This window comes from Zhongshania borealis (assembly GCF_039539625.1).
Lineage (GTDB): Bacteria > Pseudomonadota > Gammaproteobacteria > Pseudomonadales > Spongiibacteraceae > Spongiibacter > Spongiibacter borealis.
On record NZ_BAABDM010000010.1, the window covers coordinates 36,943 to 53,313 of the forward strand.

Sequence of the window (16,371 nt, forward strand, 5' to 3'; positions counted from 1 at the left end):
TATTAGGTGCACAAGTCGTTTAGTTGGGTGGATAGCAATCATGAGAAATCCCGAATAATCTGCAGTCCAAGTGCATTTTTCGCCATCTGAATACACTGTATATCTTTTGAGCGTCAAGATTTAAGCTTGGCCATTACATTCAGCGCGCTCGTTTATATAACGTGTGCTGTTTGGCAGGCTAGGTCCGTCAGTACGCAGGGCAGCCGCAGGTTTAAATAATAATTAAGGAGAATACGGGTGAATCTTGAGGTCCTTTCAAAATGCGATGAGTTAAATTCCGCAAGGCCGCCAATTGTCCTCGTACACGGAGCGTGGCATGGCGCTTGGTGCTGGGAGAAAAACTTTCTGGCGTATTTTAGTGATAGGGGTTGGGATACCTTTGCGATCAGCCTTCGGGGTCACGGTCAAAGCGAGGGGCGCTCGGCACTCCGCTGGGCGGCGATTTCTGATTACGTGGTTGATCTGAAGCAGTTCATTGCGACTCTTGATCGTCCGCCAATTCTTGTTGGGCACTCCATGGGTGGCTTGGTCGTGCAAAAATATCTGGAGAGTAATACTGCTGTCGGAGGCATTTTGTTGGCGTCGGTTCCGGTTTCAGGGACGCTCAAGTTTAATTTGCGGCTACTTCTTCGGCATCCGCTGACGTGGTTGACGGCGAATTTGCTATTGCGTCCGTACTTAATAATTGGGAAGCCTGAGTTTGCCAGAGAATGGTTCTTTTCGCCGACCATTTCTAGTGATGCTTTATCTGCGCACTTTTCTAAACTTCAAAACGAATCCTTTCGTGCGGCCTTGGACATGCTCGGGCTTAACTTGCCAGCGCCAAGTAAAGTGAGGTCACCCATAGCGGTTCTAGGTGGAGAAATGGATCAAATTTTTACTGTTGCTGAGGTTCTGGCGACAGCCAGTGCTTACGGTGTTAAAGCGAAGATCTTCCCGAACATGGCGCACAATATGATGGCGGAAGACAATTGGGAGGCTGTCGCCGACTGGATACTGACTTGGGCGTCGTCTATTACTGATGCGCGTGACCAAGGAATTAATGCCGCGTAGTGCAGGTCGGCCTCAGAAAATGTGGTCACCTTCACTTGCCAATCCCAATAGGTGGCGGGCGTCGCCACCTTATTAGTGGAGTCACGTAAGGTATTAGCTATGTGATGTATACCCTTTGGGTAGGCCTGCATTTGCGGTAAAGCCATACAGCTCTGTATTGGGTAATGCGGCTTGAACTAGCTCGCGGACGGTGATCAATTGTTCAATATCAATGCCGGTTCGCAATCCCATTGCCTCAAGCATAAAGACCAAATCCTCGGTTACGATATTGCCGCTTGCGCCCGGTGCCGCTGGGCAACCGCCGATACCGCCCAGCGAACTGTCGATGGTGGTTAAACCTAAGTCGACGGCAGCTAAGGCGTTGGCTAAGCCTTGGCCGCGAGTATTGTGTAAATGTACGCCATTGAGTTTTTCGCGACCACAATGTTCCCAAATTTGCGTCACTAAGCGGCGAAGCTGTGCCGGATTGCCGCTGCCCGTGGTGTCGGATAGGCCGACTTCATCTACGCCGAGGGCGACGAGCTTTTCTGCAATTGCCACAACTTTGCTCTCGGCTATGGGGCCTTCAATAGAGCAGCCAAAGGCGGTCGACAAGCCAACTTCAAAGTGGGGCCGTTTACCTGCTACGGAATTCATTAGGGTAATGATGCGTTCAATTTCTTCAAACATTTGCTGGTGGCTGCGATTCACATTGCGTTGGCAGTGGGTTTCGCTCACCGAGAAGGGAATTGATATTTTGTGGGCACCAGCCTCTAGAGCGGCTTGTGCTCCGCGCAGGTTCGGCACCAGAACGGCAACGACTAATCCTTCAATGTTGCGAGCGTAACGCACGAGTTCAGCGGTGTCTGCGAGTTGCGGAAGTATCTTGGCAGGTACAAATGAACCGACCTCTATTTCGCGCACGCCGGCGGCAGCCTCAGCGCGAATCCAGGCTTTTTTCGCCTCGGTGGGCATAATTGCAGCAATGCTTTGCAGTCCGTCGCGCGGACCTACTTCGCTGATTTCAATGTCTATTTTGGCATTTTGCATAGTCTGTCCGGTACTTGTGGTAGCAACAAAAGATATATTGATATAACATAAGGACAAATTGTAGATGTAGAGCCGCTTAATGTCCACTTCTCCGTGGCTGAGCGGGAATATGATTCGATTGGAGATGTGTTATGTCCGAGCAGGACTCAAACAAGAACTTACCGCTGAGTGGCATCCGTGTGGTGGAGTTTACCCATATGGTGATGGGGCCGAGCGCGGGTCTTGTGCTTGCCGATCTCGGCGCCGAGGTCATAAAAATAGAACCAATTAAGGGCGATAACACTCGTCGCCTCAAGGGTTCCGGCGCCGGTTATTTTCCCATGTACAACCGCAATAAGCAGAGTCTGTGCTTGGATTTAAAAGATAAAGCAGGGCAGGAGATCGCACTGAAACTGATTGATAAAGCCGACGTGCTTATCGAGAACTTCCGGCCCGGAGCGATGGATAAACTGGGTTTTGCCTACGAGCAACTACGCCTGCGAAATTCACGGCTGATTTACTGCTCTTTAAAGGGGTTCCTTGACGGCCCTTACCAGCATCGCACGGCGCTGGACGAGGTGACGCAAATGATGGGTGGTCTCGCCTATATGACCGGCTTGCCGGGTAAACCAATGCGCGCGGGTTCTAGCGTGATTGATATTGCCGGTGGCATGTTTGGCGCTATCGCTATTTTGGCCGCACTGGAAGAACGCCACCGCACGGGCACTGGTCAGTTAGTGAAAAGTAGCTTATTTGAAAGCACCGCTTTTATGGTTGGCCAGCACATGGCGCAACAAGCGGTAAGCGGTTTGCCCTTGCAACCGATGTCGGTACGCACCTCGGCTTGGGCAGTTTATGACATATTCGATACCTGCGACGACGAACAGGTATTTGTTGGCGTGGTCAGTGACACCCAGTGGGCGATTTTCTGTCAGGCCTTTGCACTGGCGGAGTTTGCCGAGGATGCTAGTTTGGCACTCAATAACGAGCGGGTTACGCAGCGCGATCGCATTATGCCGGTTATTAGGCAATGCCTTGGTGCAATGACCAAGCAACAGCTAATGAGCAAACTAGATCAGACGGGTCTGCCGTTTGCGCCGATTGCCTCGCCAAGCGATTTATTTGATGACCCGCACCTTAATGCTGGTGGCGGCTTGGTGGAAATTAGTTTGCCAGACAATGGCGGTAAAGCGCGCTTGCCGGGTTTGCCAATAGACCTAGCCGGGCGTCGCTTAGGTCTGCGCCAAGACTTGCCGACAGAAGGCGAACACAGTCATGCCGCCTTGCTCAGCATCGGTTATAGTGAAGAGCAGATTCAAGCGCTGCGTAGCGCGGGAGTCGTGCGCTAGGCAAAATCTACGCTATAGGTATCAGGTGGTGAGATGGCGAAGCAATCTACACAGATCAATCGTAAACTGCACCGTGTCATCACCTTTCGGCAGATGGAGGTCCTTCATGCTGTGGCGGAAACGCACGGCGTAGGCAGCGCAGCCGAAAAGTTAAGCCTCACTCAACCCAGTGCCTCGATGCAGCTAAGAAAGCTCAGTGATCATTTGGGTTCTCCGCTGTATGAAGTGCTAGGCCGCAAATTAAAACTCACTGATTCAGGGGCGCTTGCAGTTGCCGCTACGCGAGACATCTTCGCCCGTTTGGAACAGTTGGAGCTTGATTTGAATGCGCTGGCGGGGCTGCACGCCGGAACCCTTCGCATTGGTATCGTCACCTCGGCAGAATACTTTGTGCCGCATATTCTTGGCCCGTTCTGTAAAACCTACCCCAATATTGATGTTCATCTTGCAGTCGGTAATCACCGTGAAATGATGAAACGCCTCGATGAAAATCTTGACGATCTTTACTTTTTTGCTGACCCACCGGCGTCTGAACAATATGAAGCACTTAGCGTTGGCGCGAACAAACTCTTGCTGATTGCCTCTGCCAAGCACCCTCTTGCCGGGCGTAAAGCGCTGAAATTGTCTGATCTGGAAAATGAAACATTGCTGCTGCGGGAAGACGGTTCGGGGTCGCGGCGCATGCTAGAACAGCACCTTGCGGCGCAGGACTATGTAATCCCTAAACACCGTGTAATTGCCAGCAATGAAGGGATTAAACATGCGGTGCTCGCTCAATTAGGTATTGCAGTAGTATCGGCGCACACCCTTGACCATGGCGCTAGCGACGATTTAGTGCAGCTCAATGTTGAGGGCTTTCCTATCGATAGTCAGTGGTATTTACTCAGCCATCGTGATAAAAAATTTTCGGTGCTCGCACAAGCCTTTCGTGATTTTTTGCTGGACGAAGGCGGGCAAATGCTGAGCGAGGGCTTGGCATACTGGGAGCAACATCGGCAGCCGCGCTTGCCGCGTTAGTAGAGTAAACTGGTGGTCTATAATAATTATTCGGGCGGTATGCCCCTTAAATAAAGCGGAGTGAAGATGAAAAAATTACTGAGCAGTTTTAGCTTGTTGCTGGTTGGCTGCATGGGGATGCCTGAGACGGTCGCACCGGTTCAAAACTTCGAACTCGATCAGTTTTTGGGTAAATGGTATGAGGTGGCCCGGCTCGACCATTCCTTTGAGCGAGGACTGTCTGAAGTAAGCGCCGAATATTCCCTGAAAAAAGATGGCAGTGTTAAAGTGCTTAACCGTGGCTATAAGCGCGAAGACAATAAATGGAAGTCGGCTATTGGTAAGGCCGGTTTCGCTGAGGGCGCAGATCAGGGCTATTTGAAAGTCTCCTTTTTTGGTCCGTTTTACAGCTCCTATGTTGTCTTTGATTTGGGTGAGAATTATCAGCACGCGTTTGTGTCGGGGGCCAATACTAACTACCTATGGCTACTCTCGCGAACACCTGAAATTAGTCCTGCACTGCGGGACCAGTTTTTAAATATGGCCAAAGAACGGGGCTTTGACACCACTGCGGTGATCTGGGTGGAGCAGGGCGCTGAGAACACCCCGCCGATGTAATCTGCTGGGTCGAGTGCTAAGCGCGTGAATGACCTTGGGCTCCCCAATCGCGGGGGCTTAACGCGGAGCGTGGTTTGGCGCGTATACACCCTTGCTACATAGGCCATTTTAGCTAAATTGCCTTGCCATAACGTACAATACGCCCTTTATCTCAGAGCAGGGCGTAATACATGGCGATTCAGTGGTATCCGGGGCATATGCACAAGGCCCAGAAGGACATCCGCGAGCTGTTACCGCAGGTCGATTTATTGATAGAGGTGCTGGACGCCCGTATTCCATATTCCAGTGAAAACCCTGCTATTGAAAAGATTCGCGGCGACAAACCCTGTATTAAGATTCTGAGCAAGTCGGATCTTGCCGACCCTGCGGTGACAGCGGCGTGGCAGGTGCATTTGGAGCAACAGCGCGGGGTTAAAACCTTTGCGACTACGACGGATGAGCCGCAGAAGATAAAGCAGTTGTTGGAGCTTTGTCGCCGTATGTTTCCGGCTAAAGATGCCGGTGTAAAAACCATTAACGCCATGATTGTTGGTATTCCCAATGTCGGAAAGTCGACGATTATTAATACCTTGGCGGATCGTATTATTGCCAAAACCGGTAATGAGCCGGCAGTGACCAAAAGTCAGCAGCGAATTAATTTAGGTAGCGGCATTGTGTTATTCGATACGCCCGGCATTCTGTGGCCAAAAATCGAAAACCCAAATAGCAGCTACCGGCTGGCGGTGACCGGGGCCATTAAAAGTACGGCGATGGAATACGATGATGTGGGCTTTTATGCTGCAGACTACTTGATAAAGGCCTACCCAGAATTACTTAAAGAACGTTTTCAGCTTGAAAGTATCCCCAATACTGAATTAGCTTTTTTGGAAGTCGCCGCTTTGCGGCGGGGCGCCTTAAGTGCCGGCGGGCGTATTAATTTACACAAGATTTGTGAATTACTAATTAACGAACTGCGCGCCGGCACAGTGGGGCGGATTACCTTAGAAACGCCTGAAATGGTGGTGCAGGAAAAAATTGAGATCGCCGAAGCCCAGGCTAAGAAAGATGCGGATGCGGCCGAGCGTAAGCGACGGTTTAAAGCTGGGTCGCGCAATCCTAGTGAGAGTGAATTGGCAGCCCAGGAAGCGAACAATGCCAAACGCGCACCGCGTGGATCTCGCCCGCCTAAGGCGACGAAACCGCGCAAGTCAAAATAGCAGCTTGTATTGGGGCGGGCATATGCTGAATACTTATCTGAAATTCCTGCCGCCGGTGGGCGTGGTGGGCTCGGTACTTCGCCGAGCGATTACACTTGGTATGACGGCGTGAAAGATCTTCCTGAATCTTGGCCGATTGTATCGTTAAACGGTGTAGATGTGACGCGTTTACACGCTGATGTAGAGCAGGCGATCAGTTGTGCCGCGGCGCGCTATTTTGATGATTGTCGCGATGCCATTCCTGGTTTTATTGATCGCCATTTTAACTACCCGGGTGCCATCGCACTGAATCGCGTCGCCTTGGGCTGGGATATGTTGCGGGCACCGATTAATTTGTTTTGGGCACCGATCTATAGCCTGATTGCCATCCTACGATACGGTTTAGCAAAGTTGAGGCACTTAGCGGGTTTGTGCCGTCTATTGGATCGGGTTCCCGCTGGTTTTAGCACCGCGGTGCAGACACATATCAGTGAGCTTATCCAGCGCGAGCTTTTAAATAAGCATCAGCAAGATAATTTACTTGAGTCTTATATGCTGGCGGCATTGCAGGATGTCTATCAGCGGCACAGTCAGGCAATATTTCCTGAACAGCAATTTGCCCAACATATCGAGCCTTTAGTGACCGATGCGCTGCAGCAGTACCAATACACACGTACTGCTTCGGCAGACATCACGAATAGTTTATCGTGCACGATACTGGGTGCGTTTGCATTTCAGAAGTTTACCCCGGGTGGTATTGGGATTGCGGCGTTGCTGGCTTCGGTGGTCTCTACTGAATTGGCCAGTCAGCAGTTTTGGTTTGGTGAGACAATTGGTCGTTGGTATTACAGCGTGTTTCCACCGGAACCCAGTATGGCCTTAAGCTTGGGCGTATTCGCTGGGGTGCTGGCGGCACTGGCGTCATTTGCGGCCTTGTCTGGTGTCATTACCGACCCAGTGCAAGCGCTGACTGGGCTACATCGCCGCCGTTTGCTTAAAATGTTAAATCACTTACAACAAGATTTTACGCTGAGTACTCGCGGCAGTTTCCGTCCCAAAGACCATTTTGTGGCGAGAATTTTGGATGGTTTCGACATGATTCGGGCGAGTGTGCTCTAAGATTTAAGGTGCGTTGTCCAGCTTTGTTTACTGCACAGCCTTCTGGCGCGGCAAGTATGGCATAATGGTTGGTGAGCAATCGGTATATGGGCTCGCGCCGCAGATTAAAAATATCGGGCTTGGTTTTTGTAAAAAAGGCTTTGTGAGTAAATAAGGCGATATGCCTTAGCGTTTAATTAATTGGGAAGTAAGCATGGAAAATAATGATGTTCTGCGCCGGGTGCGCTACATCTTCGATTTTAATGACGCAAAGATGATTTCGGTTTTTGGTTTGGCGGATCATTTAGTGAGTCGAGAAGAAGTGAGTGATTGGTTGAAACGCGAAGGCGACCCGACCTATCAGCCCCTCGGTGATCTTCATCTTGCGGCTTTTCTCAACGGTTTAATCAGCGATAAGCGCGGTAAGCGTGAAGGCCCTAAGCCTGAGAACGAAAAACGCTTAAGCAATAATATGATTTTTATGAAGCTGAAAATTGCCCTTAACCTCAAGGCCGAGGATGTTATGGCGATCTTGGCGTTGGCGGATGTCATTATCAGTAAGCATGAACTGAGTGCTTTTTTCCGCAAAACCGATCATAAGCATTACCGTGATTGCAAAGATCAAATCTTGCGTAATTTCTTAAAAGGCTTACAGCTTAAATATCGCAGTGATGCGGAAGCTGAGGCAGAAGAAGAGTAGCGAGTTGCTTAAACGTGGGGTGGCATGCTCACGCTGCCACCCCAGTGTTCACAGGTAATTAGCTAATATTGCCGGTCACTCGAACCCGGCGGCTGGTCCGAGTAGTACCCTCAGACTTGGCCGCTTCACGCTTTTTAATGCCGTCATCGATGATGTTTTTCAGCGCGATGATCATACCGGTAAAGATAAATGCGCCGGGTGGCAATATCGCCACGAGCACCGCGGTGTAATCATCGACTAATACGATCTTCCACGCTTTGGCACCTTCGCCAAAGAGTAAATCCATATTCGCGAATATGGCGCCTGTGCCAATCACTTCTCGTACTGCACCCAGTAGCATCAAAATGACGGCAAAGCCTACGCCCATAATAAAGCCGTCGTACATGGCCGGTAGTACTTTGTTTTTACAGGCGAAGGCGTCAGCGCGGCCGAGTATCACGCAGTTGGTGGTAATCAGCGGTAGAAATATCCCTAAGATTTGAAACAGCTCATAGGCAAAAGCTTGCATCAATAATTCAATACAGGTGACGGCCGCGGCAATAATCATGACAAACGCTGGCAGGCGAATGGCGTCAGAGGCGAAGCTACGAATCATCGAGACACAGGTATTGGAAATGGTGAGTACTAGCATCGTGGCTAGACCCATGCCTAAGGCGTTAATAACCGAGCCGGTCACGGCGAGCAAGGGGCATAAGCCGAGGAGCTGAACAATAGCGGGGTTATTCTTCCAGAGGCCGTTTAAGGAAATTTCGCGGTAACTGATATCACTCATGGCTGTGCTCCTGTTTTGGGGCAATGCCGGTAATCGTCGCGCGATTGGCATCGAAATACAGTAAGGCGCGGTGTACGGCGCCGGTCACTGCGCGGGGCGTAATCGTCGCGCCGGTAAATTGGTCAAACACGCCTTTGTCCTTTTTTACGGCCCATTTGCTCGTTTCTGGATTACTTAGGCTTTTACCGATAAACCCGTCGACCCAATGGCTCTTTTTGTAGTCTACCTGATCGCCAAGGCCGGGTGTTTCGCGATGAGATAAAACCCGCACACCGGCAATGCTGCCGTCCAAATTAATGCCGACGATCATGTCGACATCCCCAGTATAACCATCGCGAGCGGTAGCGGGCAGGATCGCGCCGACAAACTTGCCGTTTTGGGTTGCGCGATAAAATTTCTTGGTTTCGCGCAGGCCCAGTAACTCGCTGTCGGCGACGCTGTCGATGTCGTCGAGCATGGAGTTGTCGTGCCGGGATTTAGGAATAATCTCTAGCAGCGCGCGTTCTTCTGCATGACGTATATTTTCCTGAATCAAGCCTCGGGTCGAGAGATACGTGCCGGCGATCACACCGGTGGTAACTACCGCAAATAAGCCCAGCAATACGCTATTTTTACTAATTGATTGGCCGAGGATGTTCATTTTTCGGCTCCAGACTTATGCCCGTAAGTGCGTGGCTGAGTAAAGTGGTCAATAAAGGGCGCAGCGAAGTTCATTAGCAGCACCGAGAATGCCACGGCATCAGGATAATTTCCCCATACCCGAATGATATAAATTAACAGGCCAATCAAGGCACCGTAAATAAGGCGACCGCGATTAGACACTGCCGAGGTGACCGGGTCGGTCACAATAAAGAAAGCGCCGAGCATAGTGGCGCCACTGAATAAATGGAAGAACGGCGAGCCGCCGGAGGCAGAGCTGCCGCCGTCGTAGAAGAATAGCGACATTAGAGTGAGTACGGCGAGCATGCTAACTGGTGCGTGCCAGGTAAAAATGCGGCGGTAAATTAGGTAGGCGCCACCGAGTAAAAAACCCGCGTTAGCCCACTCCCAGCCGATACCGGCTACTTGACCGAATTGGGGTGACTGCGACCAGAGGTCGTCGATGAGCAGTGCGTTATTTTGCTTCAGTACATCTAATGGCGTGGCCATGGTGATGGCGTCAATGGCTTCGCGACCAAATCCAAAGCAGTAGCGTAAGGCCTCGATGGGCCCGAGCAAATCACCATTAAAGCTGCCTTTGGGCGCGAGCCACTGGGTCATTTGTACTGGAAAGGAAATCAGCAGCATAACGTAGGCGGCCATGGCGGGGTTAAAGGGGTTGTAGCCCATACCGCCATAGAGTTGTTTGCAAATTAAAATAGCAAAACCAGTGCCGATCATAATTAGCCAAAATGGCGCGGCGGGTGGTAGGGCAATGCCGAGCAGAAAGGCGGTAACCAGCGCGCTGCAATCATTGAGGTAAAAACCGATGGGGCGCTTGCGCCAGCGCAGGGCTAAGGCCTCAAAAGCCAGTGCGGTAATGCTGGCCCAAAGTACGTTAATAATGGTGCCAAAACCAAAGAACCAGGTCAGTGCCAGCATACCGGGCAGGGTCGCCAGTAGCACGAGGCGCATAACATTCGCGGTGCTCATCGGTCCGTGGGCGTGTGGTGAACTGACTTTTAAAAATCCCATAGTCTGTTTTGTGCTCTATAAAAGGGTGTTAGCCCAGCTGCTGTTTGGCGCTGGCCAGTTTGTCTTGTAACTTCGCGATGGAGTCGGCCAGTATCTCTGCTTTGTCGTCGCCATTTTCTTGAGCGGCACTCAATTTTTCTTGCGTGCGGGCGATACGATTTTCTAGTGACTCAATGGTCTGCTTAAGTTTGTCTTCATCGCTCATCTCTGCCTGGGAGGCGCGCGCGGCTTTCGCGCGTTCAATAGCCGCCTGTACGGGATCGTCGCTACTTGCTGCTGTGCTTGGCGCAGATTCCTTGATAGTCGCAAGATGTTCGGCTAACTCTTGTTTGGCAGTGTCTAGCTTGCTTTGCGTTTTATCACGGCCGGTTGCGAAGGCGGCGACATTGGCGTCGTTTTGCTCTTCGGCCATGCTTAGCTTTTGCTGCGCCGCGGCAAGGCGTTTTTCAGTTGTGGCGACGAGATTTTGCAGGCGCAGGGTTTTGTCTGCGTCGCTTTCGTCGGTGCCGCTGCCAGCGCGCTTGGCCATGGCGCGGGCGATTGCAGCCTGGGCTGGGTCGCTGGAGTTTGGCGCTGCTGTGTTCGCTAAACTGGCTTCATGTTCAGCAATTTCTTTTTGCAGTGCAGCAAGCTTATCCTCGGTTTTGATCACGGCGGTGGCGAAGGCTTCAACGTTTTCGCTAGCTTGTTCCTTGGCGAGCGCTAATTTTTCGCGCGCGCTGGTGAGCCGTCGCTCAGCACTGGCAAGCAGCAATTGTAGGCGCTCTGATTTGGCTGTAGGACTTTCTTCTTCGGCAGTACCTTCACGTTTGGCTTGCGCGCGGGCGATCGCATCGTGCGCTGGATCGGCGTCCGCTTTTTTTGCCTTGCTGCGGTCGATGGCCGCTTGAATAAGATCGGCCTTACCTGAATCGGGGTTGTTGGCGGCCGCGGCGGCTTTGTCTTTAGCCGCCTGCAAACGGGCGGCGCGCTTGGCTTCTTTTTCTGCTTCTTCTCGCTCGAGTCTGGCGGTACGGGCTTCAAAGCGCTCCTTTGAGCGCTCAGATTTAATTTTGTCTTGCTGAGCTTGGCGAATCTCGGCCTTTGACGCGCGGTAATACTGCACAAGCGGAATATTGCTTGGGCATACGTAGGAGCAAGCGCCGCACTCTATACAATCGAAGAGTTTGTGGTCCTCGAGTTTTTCGTGCTCCTGGGCCCTAGCAAACCAGTACATTTGCTGCGGTAGCAGCGATACCGGGCAGGCCTCGGCACACATGCCGCAGCGAATACAGGCTTGCGCTGGCGGCGGTGGTGGCAATTCGGCAACGCTGGGAGCGAGCACGCAGTTGCTAGTTTTGACGATGGGCACCGCGGTATCTTGGAGGGTGTAGCCCATCATCGGGCCGCCCATCACCAAGCGAATGCAGTCATCTTTTCTAAAGCCACTTTGGTCGAGCAGGAACTGCACTGGCGTACCGAGTAGTACTTCGTAGTTGCGGGCTTGGCTGCAGGCTTCGCCGGTCACCGTGGTAATTCGGGAAATCAGTGGTTCGCCAAAGCATATTGCCCGGTAGATTGCGGTTGCAGTGCCGATATTCTGACAGACGATGCCAATGTCAGCGGGTAATCCGCCCGCAGGGACTTCTTTGCCCGTTAGTATTTGAATGAGTTGTTTTTCACCACCGGAGGGATATTTAGTGGGAAAGGGGACTATTTCAATGCCCGTGCCTTCAGCGGCTTTTCGTAGCGCTGCGATGCCCTCGGGCTTATTGTCTTCGACGCCGATCAATGTTTCTTTGCTGGGCTTTATGAGGTGGCGAAGGATTTCGGCGCCCGCAATGATCTCGGCAGCGCGCTCGCGCATCAATATGTCATCGGCGGTGATATAGGGTTCACACTCGGTGCCGTTGAGAATGAGGGTCTCAATGGGTTTGTCGTCGCGGGTACTAAGTTTTACTGCGGAAGGAAAACCCGCGCCGCCCATGCCAGCGATGCCCGCTTGGCGAACACGGTCAATTAAATCGAGTTTACTGAGGCTGCGGAAATCTTCGACGCCGGCATGATCAATCCATTCGTCCTGGCCGTCGGTGTCGATGACGATACAGGGCGCGCTCATGCCTGAAGGGTGAGGAATTAAACGCGATTCAATCGCCATTACTGTGCCGGAGCTGGGCGCGTGCACGGGGGCGCTGACAAAGCCTTTGGCCTCGGCAATCATCTGGCCTTTAAGTACGCGGTCGCCGATATTCACAATTGGGCTAGCTGGCGCGCCAATATGCTGGGCAAGGGGCAGTATCAATTGCTGGGGTATACCCGCAGCGTGAATCGGTTCCTGCAGTGATTGCTGCTTGTTTTCTGCGGGGTGAATGCCGCCGTGAATGTCCCACACCTTTCTCATGCGGCAGCCCCATTGCGGTCAGTGGCAATTAGGTCTTCTGCTGGCTTGGGCTTGTCCCAGTGCCAGGTTTGCAGGCTGGTTTCGATCGGGCGCATATCTATACAGTCAACAGGGCAGGGTTCAACACAGAGGTCACAGCCGGTGCATTCGCTGGCGATAACGGTGTGCATATGTTTGGCCGAGCCTAATATGGCGTCGACAGGGCAGGCTTGGATACACTTGGTGCAGCCAATGCACTCGTCTTCGCGAATAAAGGCAACCGAGGGCACCGCTTCTTCGGTAGCGTCTAGGGGTTTGGCCTCTACGCCAAGTAAGTCTGCAAGAGCGGCAATAGTGGCTTCGCCGCCTGGCGGGCATTTATTGATGTCGTCGCCGTCGGCAATCGCTTGCGCGTAGGGTCGGCAGCCTGGGTAACCGCATTGCCCGCACTGGGTCTGGGGCAGCAGCGCTTCAACTTGATCGGCGATGGGGTCGCCCTCGGTTTTAAATTTTACCGCAGCAAAACCTAGCAGGGCACCGAACACCACGCCTAGGCTGACCAGTGCCAGCAGCGAGGCGATAAAGGGGTTTTGGGCAATCAATTCAATCATTCTTTATACCAACCCAGCAAAGCCCATAAAGGCCAGAGACATAAGCCCGGCGGTGATCATGCCGACGGCTGGGCCTTTAAATGGCTGGGGAACATCGGCGGCGGTAATGCGTTCGCGCATGGCAGCAAATAAGACCAAGACCATAGAAAATCCGGCTGCTGCGCCAAAGCCGTAGAGCGCAGATTCAACAAAGCTGTGATCTTTGTTGATGTTGAGTAGTGCCACACCGAGCACTGCGCAGTTGGTTGTGATTAGAGGCAAAAATACGCCGAGCACTTTGTATAGCATGGGGCTGGATTTTCGCACGACCATTTCGGTGAATTGCACAACCACCGCGATGACGAGAATAAAGGTTATGGTGCGCAGGTATTCTAGGCCGAGAGGGATCAGCAGCCATTCATAGGTTAGCCAGCTGCAAATAGAGGCGAGTGTCAGTACAAAAGTCGTTGCGCTGGACATGCCAATGGCGGTTTCCAATTTATTGGAAACACCCATAAAGGGGCAAAGGCCCAGAAACTGTACCAGTACAAAGTTGTTAACCAGAATGGCGCCGATTAACAGTATTGAATAGTCTGCTAGCACAAATTTAGCCTCGTTTAGTTCTGTGTATACTCGCGTGCAGTATTGGTGCAGCGACCAGCATAAATATGCTGGCTAGACACTCACAGCTCGGATCTTAGTTTATTTCGATCAAGCGTTCAATTTAAAATCCTGTAACCCTCGCGCGCCAGTGATGGCGCGCAGCGGATTGAATTTATTGGATTTTCATTCCAGCTTTGGCACCACTGTCCGGGCTGAGCAACCAAATTTCCTGATCGCCGGGGCCTGCGGCGAGCACCATGCCTTCAGAAAGGCCAAAGCGCATTTTACGCGCCTCGAGGTTGGCAACCATTACCGTGAGCTTGCCAACTAATTGCTCTGCCGTATAAGCGGTTTTAATGCCAGCAAACACTTGGCGTTGGCCGTGTTCGCCAAGACTCAGGGTCAGGCGAAGTAATTTGTCAGCACCGTCAACGGCTTCGGCAGCGACAATCTCGGCCACTCGCAAATCGATTTTAGCAAAATCTGGGTAGGCAATTGTGTCGGCTATACCCGTGTTGTTGTCTTTGGCCGCCTTTTTAGCTTTTGTTTTTGCTGCGGGAGCGGGCGAATTATCGCTGCTATCGTCAACCATTGCGGCGACTTTGTCGGCGTCAACACGGCTCATCATGGCTTTGAAGGGCGCAATTGCGTGGTCTTGCAGTGGGCTGAATTCACCCTGCCAGCTAAGGTCGCAATTTAAGAAGCCTTCAGCTTGCGCTGCAAGTTCGGGCAGTACTGGTGCCAGATAGGTCATTAGCACCCGGAAAATGTCGATGCACTGGGAGGCGACATCGGCGGCTTGGCCTAGGGTGTCTTTGCTTTTGGCGAGTTTCCACGGTTCGCAGGAATCAAAATATTCATTGGTGGAATCGGCTAGGGCCATAATTTCCCGTACTGCTTTGCTGTATTCGCGTTGCTCATAAAGCTCGGCAATCGCCTCGCTGGCGCCGGCAACGCGTTTCCATAGCTCTGGGTTGTGCTGCCGGCTAGACAGCTTGCCGGCATTGCCCTTGTGGACGAACTTGGCGCTGCGGCTGGCGATATTGACCAGCTTGCCGACGAGGTCTGAGTTCACTCGGTTGATGAAATCTTCAAGGTTTAAATCGATATCGTCGACCGCACCGGATAATTTGGCCGCAAAATAGTAGCGCAGATACTCCGCGGGCAAGTGCTTGAGATAGGTTTCGGCCTTGATGAAGGTGCCGCGCGACTTCGACATTTTTTTGCCGTTGACGGTTAAAAATCCGTGGGCATAGATCGCCGTTGGCTGACGGAAACCGGCTGAGTCGAGCATTGCGGGCCAGAACAGGCCATGGAAATTGATAATGTCTTTGCCGATAAAGTGATAGAGCTCGGCTTTAGAGTCGGTACCCCAAAATTCATTAAAATCGCGACCGTTGGTTGCGCACCAGTTGGCGCAGCTGGCCATATAGCCGATGGGGGCGTCGAGCCAAACGTAGAAAAATTTACCTGGGGCGCCAGGAATTTCAAAACCAAAATAGGGTGCGTCTCTGGAAATGTCCCAGCTATGAAGACCAGCGTCTAACCACTCGCGTAGTTTGTTGGCAATTTGCGGTTGCAGTGCATTACTGCTGGTCCAGTCGCGTAATAAATTTTCAAAGTCGCCGAGTTTGAAGAAAAAATGCGTGGAGCTTTTTTCAATTGGCGTGGCGCCAGAGATTGCCGAGCGGGGATTGATGAGGTCCGCTGGGGTGTAGGTGGCGCCACAGGCTTCGCAGTTGTCGCCGTATTGATCTTCGGTTTTGCACTTCGGGCAGCTGCCTTTGATATAGCGATCAGCAAGAAAAAGCTGCTTTTCAGGATCAAATAACTGGGTAACCTCTTTGCGCTCAATGTGGCCGTTGGCGTCGAGTCGGCGATAAATTTCTTCAGAGTAATGTTTGCACTCTGGGGAATGAGTGGAATAGTAATTGTCGAAACGGATGAGAAATCCCGCTAAATCCCGCTCGTGCTCAGCTTTTACCCGAGCTATTTGCTCCTCTGGGCTAATGCCGAGTTTTTCGGCAGTAAGCATAATCGCCGTGCCGTGGGCATCGTCGGCACATAAATAGATGCAGTCATTGCCGCGCTGTTTTTGAAAGCGCACCCATATATCGGTCTGGATAGATTCCAGTAAATGGCCTAGGTGGAGCGGGCCATTGGCGTAGGGTAGGGCGCTGGTAACGAGGATCTGGCGCGACATGAGTGTCCTTGTTGTGAACATGGCGGCGACAGCTGAATTGGCTGGCGACGCGGGTGGATTCAGAGGCGCCATACTATAGCGTTTTTGACTCTCTCGTGCATCTGCTATGGCGTTGTTCGATGCTTGTCTGCCGCGTATACTCGCCGGCTGATTAAAAGGTTTATCTGAGTAGG

15 protein-coding genes are annotated in these 16,371 nt (G+C 52.0%); 7 read left to right on the forward strand and 8 right to left on the reverse strand.

The annotated features are described in order from the left end of the window. The first annotated feature begins 237 nt into the window (after positions 1-237). Entirely contained in the window at positions 238-1,053 is an 816-nt protein-coding gene (locus ABD836_RS17090; protein WP_344938321.1) for an alpha/beta hydrolase, read from the forward strand. 93 nt (positions 1,054-1,146) lie between these two features. Here the strand turns inward: ABD836_RS17090 and ABD836_RS17095 are convergent, their stop codons facing one another. Beyond that, entirely contained in the window at positions 1,147-2,082 is a 936-nt protein-coding gene (locus tag ABD836_RS17095) for a hydroxymethylglutaryl-CoA lyase (RefSeq protein ID WP_344938323.1), read from the reverse strand. A gap of 131 nt (positions 2,083-2,213) precedes the next feature. On the opposite strand from ABD836_RS17095, the gene ABD836_RS17100 reads away from it, so the two are divergent. From ABD836_RS17100 to ABD836_RS17125, 6 genes are all read left to right on the forward strand, one after another. Beyond that, entirely contained in the window at positions 2,214-3,410 is a 1,197-nt protein-coding gene (locus ABD836_RS17100; RefSeq protein WP_344938325.1) for a CaiB/BaiF CoA transferase family protein, read from the forward strand. 33 nt (positions 3,411-3,443) lie between these two features. Beyond that, the gene (locus ABD836_RS17105) at positions 3,444-4,427 is read left to right on the forward strand and encodes a LysR family transcriptional regulator (protein WP_344938327.1); all 984 of its coding nucleotides are present in this window, start codon (positions 3,444-3,446) and stop codon (positions 4,425-4,427) included. Between the two features lie 66 nt (positions 4,428-4,493). Beyond that, the gene (locus ABD836_RS17110; RefSeq protein ID WP_344938329.1) at positions 4,494-5,024 is read left to right on the forward strand and encodes a lipocalin family protein; all 531 of its coding nucleotides are present in this window, start codon (positions 4,494-4,496) and stop codon (positions 5,022-5,024) included. Positions 5,025-5,194: 170 nt separating this feature from the next. After that, positions 5,195-6,220 (forward strand): ribosome biogenesis GTPase YlqF, encoded by a 1,026-nt coding sequence (ylqF, locus tag ABD836_RS17115; RefSeq protein WP_344938331.1) that lies wholly within the window; start codon positions 5,195-5,197, stop codon positions 6,218-6,220. A 9-nt stretch (positions 6,221-6,229) separates the two neighbouring features. Next, positions 6,230-7,318, forward strand: coding sequence for a DUF6635 family protein (locus tag ABD836_RS17120; RefSeq protein ID WP_344938333.1), 1,089 nt, complete (start codon positions 6,230-6,232; stop codon positions 7,316-7,318). A gap of 193 nt (positions 7,319-7,511) precedes the next feature. Then, positions 7,512-7,997: a YehS family protein gene (locus ABD836_RS17125; protein WP_344938335.1), complete on the forward strand. Its 486-nt coding sequence runs from the start codon at positions 7,512-7,514 to the stop codon at positions 7,995-7,997. Between the two features lie 58 nt (positions 7,998-8,055). Here ABD836_RS17125 and ABD836_RS17130 read toward each other — a convergent pair whose 3' ends face one another. The 7 genes from ABD836_RS17130 to metG form a co-directional block, all read right to left on the reverse strand. Further along, complete coding sequence (locus tag ABD836_RS17130) at positions 8,056-8,769, reverse strand: electron transport complex subunit E (RefSeq protein WP_344938337.1); 714 nt, start codon at positions 8,767-8,769, stop codon at positions 8,056-8,058. Further along, on the reverse strand, positions 8,762-9,403 hold the full coding sequence (gene rsxG, locus ABD836_RS17135; protein WP_425583048.1) for an electron transport complex subunit RsxG: 642 nt from the start codon (positions 9,401-9,403) through the stop codon (positions 8,762-8,764). Before rsxG ends, ABD836_RS17130 begins: the two co-directional genes overlap by 8 nt. 2 nt (positions 9,404-9,405) lie before the next feature. Beyond that, positions 9,406-10,443 (reverse strand): electron transport complex subunit RsxD, encoded by a 1,038-nt coding sequence (rsxD, locus tag ABD836_RS17140; protein ID WP_344938341.1) that lies wholly within the window; start codon positions 10,441-10,443, stop codon positions 9,406-9,408. A gap of 28 nt (positions 10,444-10,471) precedes the next feature. Beyond that, positions 10,472-12,823, reverse strand: coding sequence for an electron transport complex subunit RsxC (gene rsxC, locus ABD836_RS17145; protein WP_344938343.1), 2,352 nt, complete (start codon positions 12,821-12,823; stop codon positions 10,472-10,474). After that, on the reverse strand, positions 12,820-13,413 hold the full coding sequence (gene rsxB, locus ABD836_RS17150; RefSeq protein WP_344938345.1) for an electron transport complex subunit RsxB: 594 nt from the start codon (positions 13,411-13,413) through the stop codon (positions 12,820-12,822). Before rsxB ends, rsxC begins: the two co-directional genes overlap by 4 nt. Before the next feature lie 3 nt (positions 13,414-13,416). Continuing rightward, a complete protein-coding gene (gene rsxA / locus ABD836_RS17155; protein WP_301028009.1) occupies positions 13,417-13,995 on the reverse strand; it encodes an electron transport complex subunit RsxA in 579 nt (192 codons plus the stop codon). A gap of 172 nt (positions 13,996-14,167) precedes the next feature. Further along, positions 14,168-16,219, reverse strand: a complete 2,052-nt coding sequence (gene metG / locus ABD836_RS17160; RefSeq protein ID WP_425583046.1) for a methionine--tRNA ligase — start codon at positions 16,217-16,219, stop codon at positions 14,168-14,170. Positions 16,220-16,371: the final 152 nt, after the last annotated feature.

Coding starts and splice junctions, on each gene's coding strand:
- ABD836_RS17125 (WP_344938335.1), top strand. CDS start 7,512: ATGGAAAATAATGATGTTCTGCGCCGGGTGCGCTACATCTTCGATTTT.
- ABD836_RS17100 (WP_344938325.1), top strand. CDS start 2,214: ATGTCCGAGCAGGACTCAAACAAGAACTTACCGCTGAGTGGCATCCGT.
- metG (WP_425583046.1), bottom strand. CDS start 16,219: ATGTTCACAACAAGGACACTCATGTCGCGCCAGATCCTCGTTACCAGC.
- ylqF (WP_344938331.1), top strand. CDS start 5,195: ATGGCGATTCAGTGGTATCCGGGGCATATGCACAAGGCCCAGAAGGAC.
- rsxB (WP_344938345.1), bottom strand. CDS start 13,413: ATGATTGAATTGATTGCCCAAAACCCCTTTATCGCCTCGCTGCTGGCA.
- rsxC (WP_344938343.1), bottom strand. CDS start 12,823: ATGAGAAAGGTGTGGGACATTCACGGCGGCATTCACCCCGCAGAAAAC.
- ABD836_RS17105 (WP_344938327.1), top strand. CDS start 3,444: ATGGCGAAGCAATCTACACAGATCAATCGTAAACTGCACCGTGTCATC.
- ABD836_RS17130 (WP_344938337.1), bottom strand. CDS start 8,769: ATGAGTGATATCAGTTACCGCGAAATTTCCTTAAACGGCCTCTGGAAG.
- ABD836_RS17095 (WP_344938323.1), bottom strand. CDS start 2,082: ATGCAAAATGCCAAAATAGACATTGAAATCAGCGAAGTAGGTCCGCGC.
- ABD836_RS17110 (WP_344938329.1), top strand. CDS start 4,494: ATGAAAAAATTACTGAGCAGTTTTAGCTTGTTGCTGGTTGGCTGCATG.
- rsxD (WP_344938341.1), bottom strand. CDS start 10,443: ATGGGATTTTTAAAAGTCAGTTCACCACACGCCCACGGACCGATGAGC.